At 33.1% G+C, this 15,292-nt stretch carries 14 protein-coding genes and 1 other annotated feature; all 14 genes read right to left on the bottom strand.

Annotated elements, in window-relative coordinates; genetic code table 11:
* Nucleotides 1–38: 38 nt before the first annotated feature.
* The 14 genes from rpoC to thyX all read right to left on the bottom strand — a co-directional run bounded on the left by rpoC (nt 39) and on the right by thyX (nt 15,283).
* A complete protein-coding gene (gene rpoC, locus NWE74_RS12175) occupies nt 39–3,527 on the bottom strand; it encodes a DNA-directed RNA polymerase subunit beta' (RefSeq protein WP_258243324.1) in 3,489 nt (1,162 codons plus the stop codon).
* A 43-nt stretch (nt 3,528–3,570) separates the two neighbouring features.
* Entirely contained in the window at nt 3,571–7,293 is a 3,723-nt protein-coding gene (rpoB, locus tag NWE74_RS12170) for a DNA-directed RNA polymerase subunit beta (RefSeq protein WP_258243323.1), read from the bottom strand.
* A gap of 387 nt (nt 7,294–7,680) precedes the next feature.
* On the bottom strand, nt 7,681–8,043 hold the full coding sequence (gene rplL, locus NWE74_RS12165) for a 50S ribosomal protein L7/L12 (protein WP_092727869.1): 363 nt from the start codon (nt 8,041–8,043) through the stop codon (nt 7,681–7,683).
* Nucleotides 8,044–8,123: 80 nt separating this feature from the next.
* The gene (rplJ, locus tag NWE74_RS12160; protein ID WP_258243322.1) at nt 8,124–8,627 is read right to left on the bottom strand and encodes a 50S ribosomal protein L10; all 504 of its coding nucleotides are present in this window, start codon (nt 8,625–8,627) and stop codon (nt 8,124–8,126) included.
* Nucleotides 8,628–8,672: 45 nt separating this feature from the next.
* Nucleotides 8,673–8,802 (bottom strand) — a sequence feature (ribosomal protein L10 leader region).
* Between the two features lie 52 nt (nt 8,803–8,854).
* On the bottom strand, nt 8,855–9,553 hold the full coding sequence (gene rplA, locus NWE74_RS12155) for a 50S ribosomal protein L1 (protein ID WP_258243321.1): 699 nt from the start codon (nt 9,551–9,553) through the stop codon (nt 8,855–8,857).
* A gap of 79 nt (nt 9,554–9,632) precedes the next feature.
* Nucleotides 9,633–10,058: a 50S ribosomal protein L11 gene (gene rplK, locus NWE74_RS12150; protein WP_026899723.1), complete on the bottom strand. Its 426-nt coding sequence runs from the start codon at nt 10,056–10,058 to the stop codon at nt 9,633–9,635.
* 45 nt (nt 10,059–10,103) lie between these two features.
* A complete protein-coding gene (gene nusG, locus NWE74_RS12145) occupies nt 10,104–10,646 on the bottom strand; it encodes a transcription termination/antitermination protein NusG (protein WP_258243320.1) in 543 nt (180 codons plus the stop codon).
* A 19-nt stretch (nt 10,647–10,665) separates the two neighbouring features.
* The gene (gene secE / locus NWE74_RS12140; RefSeq protein WP_092727873.1) at nt 10,666–10,887 is read right to left on the bottom strand and encodes a preprotein translocase subunit SecE; all 222 of its coding nucleotides are present in this window, start codon (nt 10,885–10,887) and stop codon (nt 10,666–10,668) included.
* Nucleotides 10,888–10,914: 27 nt separating this feature from the next.
* Nucleotides 10,915–11,064, bottom strand: coding sequence for a 50S ribosomal protein L33 (rpmG, locus tag NWE74_RS12135; RefSeq protein WP_003421192.1), 150 nt, complete (start codon nt 11,062–11,064; stop codon nt 10,915–10,917).
* A gap of 210 nt (nt 11,065–11,274) precedes the next feature.
* Nucleotides 11,275–12,468, bottom strand: coding sequence for an elongation factor Tu (gene tuf, locus NWE74_RS12130; RefSeq protein WP_258243318.1), 1,194 nt, complete (start codon nt 12,466–12,468; stop codon nt 11,275–11,277).
* Nucleotides 12,469–12,538: 70 nt separating this feature from the next.
* On the bottom strand, nt 12,539–13,186 hold the full coding sequence (sigH, locus tag NWE74_RS12125) for an RNA polymerase sporulation sigma factor SigH (RefSeq protein WP_258243317.1): 648 nt from the start codon (nt 13,184–13,186) through the stop codon (nt 12,539–12,541).
* 59 nt (nt 13,187–13,245) lie between these two features.
* Nucleotides 13,246–13,773 carry an NYN domain-containing protein gene (locus NWE74_RS12120; RefSeq protein ID WP_258243316.1) on the bottom strand — a complete coding sequence of 176 codons (528 nt, stop codon included), beginning with the start codon at nt 13,771–13,773 and terminating at the stop codon, nt 13,246–13,248.
* Between the two features lie 4 nt (nt 13,774–13,777).
* Complete coding sequence (gene rlmB, locus NWE74_RS12115; RefSeq protein ID WP_258243315.1) at nt 13,778–14,512, bottom strand: 23S rRNA (guanosine(2251)-2'-O)-methyltransferase RlmB; 735 nt, start codon at nt 14,510–14,512, stop codon at nt 13,778–13,780.
* Between the two features lie 12 nt (nt 14,513–14,524).
* Nucleotides 14,525–15,283, bottom strand: coding sequence for an FAD-dependent thymidylate synthase (gene thyX, locus NWE74_RS12110; protein WP_258243314.1), 759 nt, complete (start codon nt 15,281–15,283; stop codon nt 14,525–14,527).
* Between the last annotated feature and the right edge of the window lie 9 nt (nt 15,284–15,292).

The raw sequence follows: 15,292 nt of genomic DNA, 5'->3' as shown, positions 1-15,292 counted from the left end.
AAGATTTCTTTATGTTATAAATAACTGTATTTATATAATTAATCTTCAACTGTTTCAACAGCTATGTTTTTATATCTCTTCATACCTGTTCCAGCTGGTATTAATTTACCTATTATAACATTTTCTTTTAGACCTATTAAGTGATCTTCCTTACCTTTTATAGCTGCTTCAGTTAAAACTCTTGTAGTTTCTTGGAATGATGCAGCAGATAAGAACGATTCTGTAGCAAGAGATGCCTTAGTTATACCAAGTAATGTTCTCTTAGCAACAGCTGGTCTTAGTCCTTGAGCTATAGCTTCTTCGTTGCACTTGTTGAATGTTAATACATCTTCATATCCACCTGGTAATAAATCTGTATCTCCTGGATCTTCAACCTTAACTTTAGATAGCATTTGTCTTACTATAACTTCTATATGCTTATCGTTAACGTCAACCCCTTGCATTCTATACACTCTTTGGACTTCTTTAACTATATATTCTTGAACTCCACCTATACCTTGTACTCTTACTATATCATGTGGATTTATAGAACCTTGAGTTAAAGGATCTCCGGCTACAACCATTTGACCTTGTTTTACTCTTATTCTAGATCCGTAAGGTATTGCATAAGTTTCACTTTCACCTGTTTCTGGTATTACTACAACTTCTTTTCTCTTACCAGTTTCGTCTATTTCAACTCTACCTGATATTTCAGTTATAACAGCTAAACCTTTTGGCTTTCTGGCTTCAAATAATTCCTCAACCCTAGGAAGACCTTGAGTTATATCTCCACCGGCTACCCCACCTGTATGGAAAGTACGCATTGTAAGCTGTGTACCCGGCTCACCGATTGACTGAGCAGCTATTATACCTACAGCTTCACCTATGTTAACTTCCTTACCTGTTGCAAGGTTTCTACCATAACACTTAGAACAAACTCCATGGTTTGTTTTACAGTTAAGAACTGTTCTTATTTCAACTTGTTCTATTCCTGCTTTTACTATTTGATCAGCTTCATCTTCTTGTATCATAGAATCAGCTTCAACTATAACTTCACCAGTTTGTGGATGCACTATAGCATCTATAGTATATCTACCAACTATTCTGTCATATATTTCTTCTATTACTTCATTTCCATCTTTTATAGCAGCTACTTCAGTTATATCTAAAGTTCCACAATCCACTTCTCTTACTATAACATCTTGACTGACATCAACAAGTCTTCTTGTTAAGTAACCTGAATCGGCAGTACGTAGTGCTGTATCAGCAAGACCCTTTCTAGCACCATGTGATGATGTGAAGTATTCCATTACTGATAAACCTTCACGGAAGTTAGATTTAACTGGAACTTCAACTGTTTTACCTGATGCATTGGCCATCAGACCACGCATACCAGCTAACTGTCTTATCTGGTTCTTAGAACCTCTGGCTCCAGAGTGAGCCATTATGAATATATTATTTAATCTATCAAGGTTTTCCATAAGAGCATCTGTAACTTTTTCAGTAGTTTCTGTCCAAGTTTCTATAACTCTTTCATATCTTTCTTCATTAGATATTAAACCTCTTCTATATGCTTTTTCATATTTATCAACTTTTTCTTCAGCAGCAGATATATAAGCTTTCTTAGCTTCTGGTATCTTCATATCAGCAACAGCAACTGTTATACCACCTCTTGTAGAATATTTAAATCCTAAAGATTTTATATGGTCTAGCATTACTGCAGTATCTGAATTACCATGTCTTCTGAAACACTTATCTATGATTTTACCTAAAGCTTTTTTGTCAACTAAGAAATCTATTTCTAATCCAAATTCATCTACATTTCTGTCAACAAATCCTAAGTTTTGTGGTATATTTTCATTAAATATAAATCTACCTACTGTACTTTCAACTAATGAACTTCTTCCATCTTCAAGCACTATTTTCATTTTTACTAATGAATGTAATTCAACAGCTTGATTTTGATAAGCAAGTAATAATTCATTATAATCTTTGAAGATTGTTCCAGTTCCTCTTTCTCCACCTTGAGCTTCTATTGTTAAGTAGTAACATCCTAAAACCATATCCTGAGAAGGAGTAGTTATTGGAGTACCATCTTTAGGAGCAAGTATATTGTTAACAGATAACATTAAGAATCTTGCTTCCGCTTGTGCTTCAACTGATAAAGGAACGTGTACTGCCATCTGGTCACCATCGAAGTCGGCATTGTACGCTGTACATACAAGTGGATGAAGCTTTATAGCTTTACCTTCAACTAAGATTGGTTCAAATGCTTGGATACCTAGTCTATGAAGAGTAGGCGCACGGTTAAGTAGTACTGGATGACTCTTTATAACGTCTTCTAATACATCCCAAACCTCTGGCTTAACTTTCTCTACTATAGATTTAGCACTCTTTATGTTGTGTGCATATCCTTCTTTAACTAATTTATCCATAACAAATGGCTTGAATAATTCAAGAGCCATTTTCTTTGGAAGACCACATTGATAGAATTTAAGTTCTGGTCCAACAACTATAACCGAACGTCCCGAGTAATCAACACGTTTACCAAGTAAGTTTTGACGGAAACGTCCTTGCTTACCTTTTAACATATCTGATAATGACTTAAGTGGTCTATTACCAGGTCCAGTTACAGGTCTACCTCTTCTACCATTGTCTATTAAAGCATCTACTGCTTCTTGAAGCATTCTTTTTTCATTTCTTACTATTATGTCAGGAGCTCCAAGTTCTAATAATCTCTTTAATCTGTTATTTCTGTTTATAACTCTTCTATATAAATCATTTAAATCAGAAGTTGCAAATCTTCCCCCATCTAATTGAACCATTGGTCTTAAATCTGGTGGTATTACTGGTATAGCCTCTAGTATCATCCATTCTGGCTTATTACCAGATTTTTTGAAAGCTTCTACCACTTCTAATCTTCTTATTGTTCTAACTCTTTTTTGTCCTGTGCTATCTTTTAAGTCAGCTCTTAAGTCTTTACTTTCTTGCTCTAAATCAATATTTTGTAATAATTGTTTTACAGCTTCAGCACCCATACCTACAGTGAAAGTATTGTATCCATACTTTTCAACAGCAGTTCTGTATTCTTTTTCTGTTAATAATTGCTTTGCATTTAATCCTGTTTCTCCTGGATTAATTACAACATATGAAGCAAAGTATAATATCTTCTCTAAAGATCTAGGAGACATATCAAGTAAAAGACCCATTCTACTTGGTATCCCTTTGAAGTACCAGATATGAGACATAGGAGCTGCTAGCTCTATATGTCCCATTCTTTCTCTTCTTACCTTAGCTTTCGTAACTTCTACTCCACATCTATCACAAACTACACCTTTATATCTTACTCTTCTATATTTACCACAGTGACACTCCCAATCTTTTTGAGGTCCAAATATTCTTTCACAGAATAGACCATCTTTTTCTGGCTTAAGTGTACGGTAGTTTATAGTTTCTGGCTTCTTTACTTCTCCTCTAGACCATTGTCTTATTTTTTCTGGAGAAGCCAATGCTATCTTTATCGACTCGAAATTGTTTAATTCAAACAAGGAGTTCTCTCCCTTCTATTTGATATTTGCTTTAATAAAAAATTTATACATCAAAGTCTTCCGTATCATCATAGTCTATTTCATCATAAACTACGTCTTCTTCGAAATCTACGTTTTCTATATCTTCTTCATCTTCATCTTCATCTTTTTCTTCTAAATCTTCATCAATTTCTTCTATTATATGGTTATCTTCTAACTCTTTAATGTTATCTATAACATCAAGTTCAAATTCACCTGTTGTATCATCTGCATCTAAAGATTCTCTAACATCTATCTCTTTATCTTCTTCAGTTAATACTTTTACATCTAAGCATAAACTTTGAAGTTCTTTTATAAGAACCTTGAATGATTCTGGTATTCCTGGTTCAGGTATATTTTCACCTTTAACTATTGCTTCGTACGCTCTAACACGTCCTACAACATCATCTGACTTAACAGTAAGTATTTCTTGAAGTATGTGAGCAGCTCCGTATGCTTCTAGAGCCCAAACCTCCATCTCTCCGAATCTTTGTCCACCAAATTGTGCTTTACCACCTAATGGTTGTTGAGTTACTAGAGAGTATGGTCCTGTACTTCTTGCATGTAACTTATCATCAACCAAGTGATGTAGTTTAAGCATGTACATGTATCCTACTGTTATTCTATTATCAAAAGTATCACCTGTTCTACCATCGTATAATGTTAATTTCCCATCTTCTGGGTATCCAGCCTTAGTTAACGCACTTCTTATATCTGCTTCTTTAGCTCCATCGAATACTGAAGTAGCAACATGCCATCCTAAAGTTTTAGCTGCAAGTCCTAAATGGACTTCTAGCACCTGTCCGATGTTCATACGAGATGGTATACCTTGCGGGTTAAGAACTATATCAAGAGGAGTTCCATCTTCCATAAACGGCATGTCTTCTTCAGGTAATATTCTAGATATAACCCCTTTGTTACCATGACGTCCGGCCATTTTATCTCCAACTGTTATTTTTCTCTTCTTAGCTATATAACATCTAACTAATTCATTAACTCCTGGAGATAAGTCATCTCCATTTTCTCTAGTGAATACTTTTACGTCAACTATTATACCAGATTCTCCATGAGGAACTTTTAATGAAGTATCTCTAACTTCTCTAGCTTTTTCTCCGAATATAGCACGAAGTAATCTTTCTTCAGCAGTAAGCTCAGTTTCTCCCTTTGGAGTTACCTTACCAACTAATATATCTCCTGAATCTACTTCAGCCCCTACTCTTATTATACCTCTGTCATCTAAGTTCTTTATAGCACTTTCTCCAACATTCGGTATATCTCTAGTTATTTCCTCTGGTCCTAACTTAGTATCTCTAGCTTCACATTCATATTCTTCTATATGGATTGTTGATAATCTATCTTCTTTAACTAATCTTTCGTTTATTAAGATAGCATCCTCATAGTTGTAACCTTCCCAAGTCATGAACGCTATGAAACAGTTTCTTCCTAAAGCTACTTCTCCAAGTTCAGTAGAAGGTCCATCTGCTATAACGTCACCTTGTTTTATTTGGTCACCTTTATTTATTATAGGAGTTTGATTTATACAAGTACCTTGGTTTGAACGTTTAAACTTAAGTAATTTGTATCTATCTCTATTTCCATCTTCTCTTTTTATGATTATTTCATCAGCTGTTACTCTATCAGCTATACCATCATTCTTAGCAACTACAACTGCTCCTGAATCTTTAGCAGCTCTGTACTCAACTCCAGTACCTATGATTGGTGCTTCTCTTCTAACTAGAGGCACGGCCTGACGTTGCATGTTTGATCCCATAAGTGCACGGTTGGCATCATCATTTTCTAAGAATGGTATCATAGCAGTCGCTATAGAAACAACTTGCTTTGGAGATATATCCATGAAGTCAACTTTATTAGTTGCTACCAATTCAACTAAACCATTTTTAGTTCTACATACAACTCTGTTATTAACAAAAGTTCCATCTTCTTCTAATGGTTCATTCGCTTGGGCTCTTATGAATAAATCTTCTTCATCAGCTGTTAAGTATTGAATTTCATTAGTAACTCTACCAGCTTCCTTGTCAACCTTTCTATAAGGAGACTCTATAAATCCAAACTCATTTATTTTAGCGTAAGTACTTAATGAGTTTATAAGACCGATGTTTGGTCCTTCTGGAGTTTCTATCGGACACATTCTACCATAGTGTGAATGATGAACATCACGCACTTCGAATCCAGCTCTTTCTCTTGAAAGTCCACCTGGTCCTAATGCTGATAATCTTCTCTTGTGTGTTAATTCAGATAATGGGTTAGTTTGATCCATGAACTGAGATAACTGAGAACTTCCGAAGAATTCCTTTATAGCTGCAGATACAGGTCTTATATTAACTAACGCTTGTGGCGTTATAGCTTCCATATCTTGAACAGTCATTCTTTCTTTTATAACTCTTTCCATTCTAGAAAGACCTATTCTCACTTGGTTTTGTAATAACTCACCAACTGATCTTATTCTTCTGTTACCTAAGTGATCTATGTCGTCTATATTTCCAATATTATGGAATATGTTGAATTCATAGTTTATAGATGCTATTATATCATCTAATAATATATGCTTTGGTATAAGCTCTTTTATTCTAGATTTTATAGCTTCTTTGATTTCTTCTTCATCACTATACTCTTCCATTATTTCTTTTAATGTTGGATAGTGAACTTTTTCTTTTATATTTAATTCGTCTATATCAAAGCTTATATGAGATTTAATATCTACGAAATTATTCCCTATAACTTTAACATTCTTTTCATCATCAACTAATAAATTAACTACGTTAATACCTGCATTTTGTATTTCTACAGCAGTTTCATAGCTTATTTTTTCACCAGCTTTAACAAATACTTCACCTGTTTCTTGGTTAACTATATCTTCAGCCGATACTTTATTCATTATTCTATAACATAAAGCAAGTTTCTTATTAAACTTATATCTACCTACTTTAGCTAAATCATATCTCTTTGGATCAAAGAATAATGCATTTAATAATGATGATGCACTCTCTACTGTTGGTGGTTCACCTGGTCTTAACTTTTTGTATATTTCTATAAGACCCTCTTCAACAGAAGTAGTATTGTCTTTTTCTAATGTTGCAGCTAATCTTTCGTCTTCTCCTAAAAGATCGATGATTTCTGCATCCGTTCCTATTCCTAATGCTCTTAATAAGACTGTAACTGGTTGTTTTCTAGTTCTATCAACTCTGACAGATATAACATCATTAGAATCTGTTTCATATTCTAACCAAGCACCTCTGTTAGGTATAACAGTAGATGATATTAATTTCTTACCTGTCTTATCTCTTTCTAGGGCATAGTAAACCCCAGGAGATCTAACTAATTGACTTACTATAACTCTCTCAGCACCATTAATAATGAAAGTTCCCTTTTCTGTCATTAATGGGAAGTCTCCCATGAAAACTTCTTGCTCTTTGATTTCTCCAGTTTCTTTGTTTATAAGTCTTACTTTAACTTTTAGAGGTGCACAATATGTAGCATCTCTATCTTTACATTCTTCTATATCATATTTAGGCTTATCCTCTAAAGAATAGTCAACAAACTCTAATATAAGATTCCCTGTGTAATCCTCTATTGGAGATATATCTTCAAATACTTCCTTTAGACCTTCTTCGATAAACCACTTATAAGAATCTACTTGTAATTCTATAAGATTTGGTACATCAGCTATTTCTTTTATCTTAGAAAAGCTCATTCTAGTTCTTTTACCTATCGTGACAGGATGTGGCATTCACTTTTCACCTCTCAATAATTAAAAATAAAACCATAGTTTATTCTAACGCATCTAATAATTTTATCATAATGTCAAGCATTTTTCAATATGTAACTTATATCATTTATTTTTATTTCATTTTAAGTACTTTACGCTGTAAAATATGCATTATTTATTATGCACAAAATACCAATCTTAAATTCTCTTTTTTTTACATATTTTTTTATTTTATTAAAATAAATGTTTTTTTCACATTAAAATTAATTTTTTCTGTGTGTTGTCTTTTCTGTATCAAGTATATATTTGTTTTTTAGCAAATATAAATTGTATTAATTATCGTTTTATATTATATAATTTTGCAAAATAAAAAAGATGCCCCATCGGGACATCTCTTAAAAAGAAAAACTACTTAACTTCTACTGAAGCTCCAGCAGCTTCTAACTTTTCTTTTATTTGCTCAGCTTCTTCTTTAGAAGCTCCTTCTTTAACTGTCTTAGGAGCGTTATCAACTACTTCTTTAGCTTCTTTTAATCCTAATCCTGTTATTTCTCTAACAGCTTTTATAACTCCAACTTTTGAAGATCCAGCGCTAGCTAATACTACGTCGAATTCTGTTTTTTCTTCAGCAGCTCCACCAGCAACTGCACCAGCCATCATAACTGGAGCTGAAGCAGATACACCGAATTTTTCTTCAGCAGCTTTAACTAATTCATTTAATTCTAAAACTTTCATGTTTTCTATAGCTTCTAATATTTGTTCTATTGTCATTTTAAGCACCTCCGCATTTTTTTCTTGTTTTTTAATAATATTAATGTAAAATTATTTTATAATTTTAACTAAATTGACAATTAAGCTTGTTGTTCTTCAGCTTTTTTAGCTATTGCATCTATTAAGTATGCAAAGTTTGATACTGGAGCTTTTAAGCTTCCAAGTAATTTAGCAAGAAGAACTTCTCTTGATGGTATGCTAGCTAACTCAGCTATTTGAGTTTCGTTGTAGAATTCACCTTCAACTACACCCATCTTTAATTGCATTTTTGGATGAGAATCCATAAATTCTTTTAATATTCTAGCTGGAGCAACAGGATCTTCGTATCCGAAAGCTATCGCATTAGTACCAACTAATAACTCGTCATTGAATTGTTCTATACCAACCTCTTTAGCAGCTAATCTAACTAAAGTGTTTTTGTATACCTTGTATTCAACACCAGCTTCTCTCATTTTCTTTCTTAATTCAGTTACCTCTTCAACTGTTAATCCTTTGTAGTCAACTACAACAGCAGCAGATGATTTTTGTAACTTTTCAACTATTTCAGCAACAACATGTGATTTAACTTCTATAGCTTTTCTCATTTCGATGTGCACCTCCTTCACCTAATAGGTTTAGTATTCGCCGCAATCTCATTTAAAAAAGCTTTTGAGTCAAAAGTAGACACCAAAAGCTTTAGTAATTTCAATTTATCTAAAACCTCGGCAGGATATTAAGCTTTTCAGCACCTACTGTCTACGGCAAATCTATTCTCTTTTATATCAACATATGTTATATTAACATTTTTGAATATCTATGTCAACAATTTTTATTATTCTGCTACTCTTGCTGGATTTATTTTGATTCCAGGTCCCATAGTAGAAGTAACTGCTACACTTCTTAAGTATTGTCCTTTAGCTGCAGCTGGCTTAGCCTTAACTATAGCATCCATTAATGCAGCAAAGTTTTCAGCTAACTTTTCTCCACCGAAAGATACTTTTCCAACTGGAACGTGTATTATGTTAGTTTTATCTAATCTGTATTCAACCTTACCAGCTTTTATTTCGTCTATAGCTTTAGCTACATCGAAAGTAACTGTTCCTGATTTAGGGTTTGGCATTAATCCTTTAGGTCCTAATACTCTACCTAATCTACCTACTACACCCATCATATCTGGAGTAGCAACTATAACGTCAAATTCAAACCAGTTTTCACCTTGTATTTTTTGAACTAATTCTTCAGCTCCTACAAAGTCAGCTCCAGCTTGCTCAGCTTCTGTAGCTTTTGCACCCTTAGCGAAAACTAAAACTCTCTTAGTTTTACCAGTTCCGTGAGGTAATACAACTGCTCCTCTAACTTGTTGATCAGCATGTCTTGAGTCAACACCTAATTTTATGTGAGCTTCTACTGTTTCATCAAATTTAGCAGTAGCAACTTCTGTTACTAATGATAATGCTTCTGTAGCATCATATAATTTAGTTCTATCAACTTTATTTAAAGCTTCTACGTATTTTTTTCCTTTTTTAGCCATTTTAAATGTCCTCCTTGTGGTATTATTCGGTTTTTTCAACCTCCCACTTCTATACAGAAGTGTCTAATTTAATTTTAAATTAGTCTTCTACAACTATTCCCATACTTCTTGCAGTACCAGCTATCATACTCATTGCAGTTTCAACTGATGCAGCGTTTAAGTCAGGCATTTTTAATTCTGCTATTTCTCTTATCTTAGCTGAAGATAAAGTAGCAACCTTCTTCTTGTTTGGTTCTCCTGATGCAGAATCTAAACCAGCAGCTTTCTTTAATAATACTGCAGCTGGTGGAGTTTTTGTTATGAATGAGAATGATCTATCTTGGTATACAGTTATAACAACTGGTATTATCATTCCAGCTTGATCTGCAGTCTTAGCATTGAATTCTTTTGTGAATCCCATTATGTTAACACCGTGTTGTCCTAATGCTGGTCCAACTGGTGGAGCTGGTGTAGCTTTCCCTGCAGGTATTTGTAATTTTATTTGACCTATAACTTTTTTAGCCATTTGCGGACCTCCTTGTATTCGTTTGTATATTAAATAATATAACGATTATATTTTTTCTATGCCATCTGCCTCTACGACAAATAGAGTTTTCTTACCAAATGCGTCTATACACACTTTTACTTCTTTAGTTTCCAGGTTTATTTCCTCAACTGTTCCTACTTGTCCACCAAATGGACCATTTGCAACTTCTACTGTATCTCCTATTTCTAGGTCGATATCACCAGCTGCTATTTTCGGTTCAGTTAATTCTATGCCCATAGCTATTACTTCATCTTCACTTAATGGAACTGGTTTTGACCCAGGACCTACGAATCCAGTAACACCTTTAGTATTTCTTACGACATACCAAGACTCATCAGTAATAACCATTTTAACTAAAACATAACCTGGGAATATCTTACGTTGTCTAGTTTTTTCTTTTCCAGTCTTAGTAGTTTCAACTACATCCTCAGTTGGCACAACCACTTGAGTAATGCAATCTTCCATACTTCTAGTCTTTACAGCTTTTTCTATAGTAGCTTTAACTTTATTTTCATGTCCTGAATAGGTATGAACAACATACCATCTTGCTTGTTGTAATTCTGACATATTATTTTCTCCTTTTTATCTATTTTAGTATCAGTCCTAGTGCACCAGATAATACACTATCTAAAACCCACACTAATATAGTAGATGAAATAACTACAGTTAAAACTACACCTGTGTTTTTCAGTAATTCTTGTCTTGTCGGCCACGAAACTCTTTTTAATTCTTGCTTTGTTTCTTTTACAAAAGAACCTAAACCGAATCTTTTTTTAGTTTTCACGCCTTGATTAACTTGGGCAGACATTCTATATTCACATCCTCTTATAAAAAACTATTTTGTTTCTTTATGAGTAGTATGCTTTTTGCAGAATCTACAATATTTTTGTAATTCTATTCTGTCTGGGTTGTTCTTTTTGTTCTTAGTAGTGTTGTAGTTTCTTTGCTTACACTCTGTACATGCTAAAGTTACTTTAACTCTCATCTGCTACACCTCCAACTTTATTTATACAATAATATATATTGTTAAATAACGCCTCAACTTTCGTTAAAGTGTTATTACCTTCCTGAATCATTACCTTGTATAAGTTATCACAAAATAATAGGCATGTCAATGTTTTTGTAGGTTTCAAGTTAAAAAAAGAGGAGTAAAACCCCTCTTTTTATCTATTGATTAATCGTATATAATTGAAGACTATTCAACTATAGAAGCAACAACTCCTGATGCTACTGTTCTTCCACCTTCTCTTATTGCGAATCTTAATCCTTCTTCAACGCATATTGAGTTTATTAACTCAACTTGCATAGTTACGTTATCTCCTGGCATTACCATTTCTATTCCATCTGGTAATTTACAAGCTCCTGTAACGTCAGTTGTTCTGAAGTAGAACTGTGGTCTGTATCCATCGAAGAATGGAGTATGTCTTCCACCCTCTTCTTTTTTAAGAACGTATACTTCTGCCATGAATTTTGTATGTGCTTTAACTGTTCCTGGCTTAGCTAATACTTGTCCTCTTTCGATTTCGTTTCTTTGTACCCCTCTTATTAATGCTCCTATATTATCTCCAGCTTGTGCTTGATCTAATAATTTTCTGAACATTTCTACTCCTGTTACTACCATTTTTCTTGGCTCTTCAGATAAACCTACTAATTCAACTTCATCTTGAACCTTTAATACTCCTCTTTCTACTCTACCTGTAGCAACTGTTCCTCTTCCTGTTATAGAGAATACGTCTTCTACTGGCATTAAGAAGTCTTTATCTACATCTCTTTCTGGAGCTGGTATATATTCATCTATTTGATTGAATAAATCTACTATCTTATCTCCCCACTCTGAAGCTGAATCTTGTAATGCCATTAAAGCAGATCCTCTTACTATTGGAGTATCATCTCCTGGGAATTCGTACTCATTTAATAAGTCTCTAACTTCCATTTCAACTAACTCTAATAATTCTTCATCGTCTACCATATCACATTTGTTTAAGAATACTACTATGTATGGTACACCAACTTGTCTTGATAATAATATATGCTCTCTAGTTTGAGGCATTGGTCCATCTGTTGCTGAACAAACTAATATAGCACCGTCCATTTGAGCAGCTCCTGTTATCATGTTCTTAACGTAGTCAGCATGTCCTGGGCAGTCAACGTGAGCGTAGTGTCTGTTTGGAGTTTCATATTCAACGTGAGCAGTAGAGATTGTGATCCCTCTTTCTCTTTCTTCTGGAGCTTTATCTATGTTAGCAAAGTCTACAGCTTCTCCTAATTGGTATCTATCGAATAATGTTTTTGTTATTGCTGCTGTTAATGTAGTTTTACCGTGGTCAACGTGACCTATTGTTCCTATATTAACGTGTGGTTTATTTCTTTCAAATTTAGCTTTAGCCATTTTGAAATACCTCCTGTTTTATGATATAAATTAATATGCTTATAATAAGCTTATGGTAAGTATTTTACTATTAATCATTCCTATTTTCAAGATGTTTTTCTAATTTTCTCTTAACCCTCTGAAGAGCATTATCTATTGATTTTACATCTCTTTCAAGCCTGTCCGCTATGTACTGATATGACTTGCCACTTAAGTATAGTCCTAACACCTCTTGTTCTAAGTCACTTAATAGTTCATTTATCTTAGATTCAATATGTTTAAGCTCTTCCTTGCTAATTATAAGCTCTTCTGGATCTGTCACCATACTTGTTGCTATTATGTCTAAGAGCGTTCTATCAGATTCTTCATCGTATATAGGTTTATTTAAAGACACATAAGAATTTAAAGGTATATGTTTTTGTCTAGTTGCAGTTTTAATTGCGGTTATTATTTGTCTAGTTATACATATCTCAGCAAAACATTTAAATGAGTTAGTCTTACTCCCATCAAAATCTCTTATTGCCTTATAAAGACCTATCATTCCTTCTTGAATTATATCTTCCTTATCAGCTCCTATTAAAAAATATGACTTTGCCTTAGCTTTAACAAAGTTTTTGTATTTTTTAATAATATATTCTAAAGCTATTTTATCCCCATTACTTGCTTTTAATACTATATTGTACTCATCTTGTTGACAATTATCTATCAACCCATATTCTTTTTCTTTAGCTACTAACATGTTATCCCCCCATAGAAACATTTTCATAGCTATATTATAGACTAATGAATCTAGCAGTTTCAATGCATTCTACGAATGTTCTCAAGTTTCGACAATGTTTCTTTGTCTAATCTATCTTCTAACCAGTTACGTTGTATCTTTTTTTGGTTACTGCTATTTTTTTCTTTCATACTTTTTTTTGCATGTTCTAAATCTAACTTAAGTTCTCTAGATGATATTCTAGCTGCCCCTTTACCTAATACTATTTGCTGTTCTGCATAGTCATTTGTAGCAACTTTAACATCATCATATTTTGATAATGAAGTTATAAATTTTTCTATATAACTATCTGCTGTTTGATGTTCCTTTGTATAAACAACTTGTATATATTTTCTATTTTCAACAGTCTCTTTGCTATTTTTAATATTATACGCATCAAATACTATTATTGCTTTTCTTCCTGTAAACTCCGCGTATTCTATAATCAAATCTATTAATTTCTCTCTAGCACCCTCTAAATCATTTTTTGCTATATGTTTCAAATCATCCCAGGCATTTATAATATTATAGCCATCAACGATTAAATAGCTTTTTATATTTCTTCTCATTAATTTATTTTACACCTGATCTTTGCTTAAATATTTCATAAAGAAGAATTCCACCTGCTACTGATGCATTTAATGAAGTTACATTACCTATCATAGGCATCTTAACAGTGAAGTCACAGTTTTGTTTTACTAATCTAGATATACCAAATCCTTCACTTCCTATTACTAATCCTAATGCTCCAGTAAGATTTTGTTCATAGAATACTTCTCCATCCATATCAGCTGCAGCTATCCATAAACCTTCTTCTTTTAACCTTTTGATAGTATTAACTATATTTGTAACTTTGCAAACTGGCACATATTCTATTGCTCCTGCTGATGCTTTTACTACAACCGGTGTTATATGAACAGATCTTCTCTTTGGTATAATTACACCATGAGCACCTACTGCATCTGCTGTTCTAACTATAGTCCCAAGATTATGAGGGTCTGTTATTTCATCTAGGATTATAAAGAATGGGTCTTCACCTTTTTCCTTTACACTTTGAATTAAATCTTCCAGTTCCCAGTATTTATGCTCACTTACTTGAGCTATTACACCTTGATGCGCATGACTTGTACTTATTTCATCTAATTTGTTTTTATCTACATATTGGATTATTAAGTTTTTTTCCTTAGCCATTCCGATTACTTTTTTTATAGATCCTTCTTTAGCAGAATTTGCTATCATTATCTTATCTATTTCTCTATTATTTTTTATTGCTTCTATTACAGGATTTCTACCTTCTATTATTGCCAATTCTTCCACCGCCTACAAATTCTTAAATTTCTCTCTTACCTTGATAATATTACCGCAAGCCATATTACCTTCTGGGCAAGGTCCTTGAATACAGTTAGGCCCAATATTTTCAAATAAAATTGGAGCTATCTGTCTTAATTGTCTTAACATTTCTATTGATAAGTCTCTTATTTCCCATTGAGCTCTTTCACAGCATCTATGATTTAAGAAATTATATAGAGTTCTTATATTCATAGTAAATACCATTTTAGTTTCACATGCATTTGGGAATACATATCTAGCATCTTCTATTGCTTTTTTTTCAGCTTGTCTTTTAGCTTCTTTCTCATTTTTTCCATTTTTTATTAAATTATTATAATGTTTTTCAAATAATATATCTACTAATTTGTCATATACTTCTTGATCTTTTTTCATAGAATCTATGAATAGTTCTCTTGCTTCTTCTATTTCATTTATTTCATGAGGAATTATATATTCAAATTGATCTAACTTAACATATCTTTGACTTTGTTGTGAATAGCTTGCTATACGATGTCTAACTATTTGGTGTGAACATGCTCTAGAAATTCCTTCTACTGCAAATGTAAATGATACATGTTCTAATGGAGATTCATGCCCTATGCTTACTAGCATATTTAAAAACTTATTTACACTTTCTTCTGTTAAATTTTTTTCTATTTCATCAACTCCAACAGCTGAATAACATAGTTTCGCAGCCATAGATATAACTTTCTCTGGCTCTGGTGTATGAGATAATATTTTTACTTTCATCCACTAACG

It is taken from the genome of Romboutsia lituseburensis (assembly GCF_024723825.1).
Taxonomy (GTDB): Bacteria; Bacillota; Clostridia; order Peptostreptococcales; family Peptostreptococcaceae; genus Romboutsia_F; species Romboutsia_F lituseburensis_A.
The sequence above is the reverse complement of the archived record's forward strand: the minus strand, read 5'-3'. Positions and strand labels throughout refer to the sequence as shown.

What these genes read in the sequence shown, in the direction of transcription:
- sigH (WP_258243317.1), bottom strand. Translation starts at nt 13,186, where the DNA reads ATGTTAGTAGCTAAAGAAAAAGAATATGGGTTGATAGATAATTGTCAA.
- NWE74_RS12120 (WP_258243316.1), bottom strand. Translation starts at nt 13,773, where the DNA reads ATGAGAAGAAATATAAAAAGCTATTTAATCGTTGATGGCTATAATATT.
- rplL (WP_092727869.1), bottom strand. Translation starts at nt 8,043, where the DNA reads ATGACAATAGAACAAATATTAGAAGCTATAGAAAACATGAAAGTTTTA.
- rplA (WP_258243321.1), bottom strand. Translation starts at nt 9,553, where the DNA reads ATGGCTAAAAAAGGAAAAAAATACGTAGAAGCTTTAAATAAAGTTGAT.
- thyX (WP_258243314.1), bottom strand. Translation starts at nt 15,283, where the DNA reads ATGAAAGTAAAAATATTATCTCATACACCAGAGCCAGAGAAAGTTATA.
- nusG (WP_258243320.1), bottom strand. Translation starts at nt 10,646, where the DNA reads ATGTCAGAATTACAACAAGCAAGATGGTATGTTGTTCATACCTATTCA.
- rpoB (WP_258243323.1), bottom strand. Translation starts at nt 7,293, where the DNA reads ATGCCACATCCTGTCACGATAGGTAAAAGAACTAGAATGAGCTTTTCT.
- rpmG (WP_003421192.1), bottom strand. Translation starts at nt 11,064, where the DNA reads ATGAGAGTTAAAGTAACTTTAGCATGTACAGAGTGTAAGCAAAGAAAC.
- rplK (WP_026899723.1), bottom strand. Translation starts at nt 10,058, where the DNA reads ATGGCTAAAAAAGTTATAGGTCAAATAAAATTACAAATACCTGCAGGG.
- rplJ (WP_258243322.1), bottom strand. Translation starts at nt 8,627, where the DNA reads ATGAGAAAAGCTATAGAAGTTAAATCACATGTTGTTGCTGAAATAGTT.
- secE (WP_092727873.1), bottom strand. Translation starts at nt 10,887, where the DNA reads ATGTCTGCCCAAGTTAATCAAGGCGTGAAAACTAAAAAAAGATTCGGT.
- tuf (WP_258243318.1), bottom strand. Translation starts at nt 12,468, where the DNA reads ATGGCTAAAGCTAAATTTGAAAGAAATAAACCACACGTTAATATAGGA.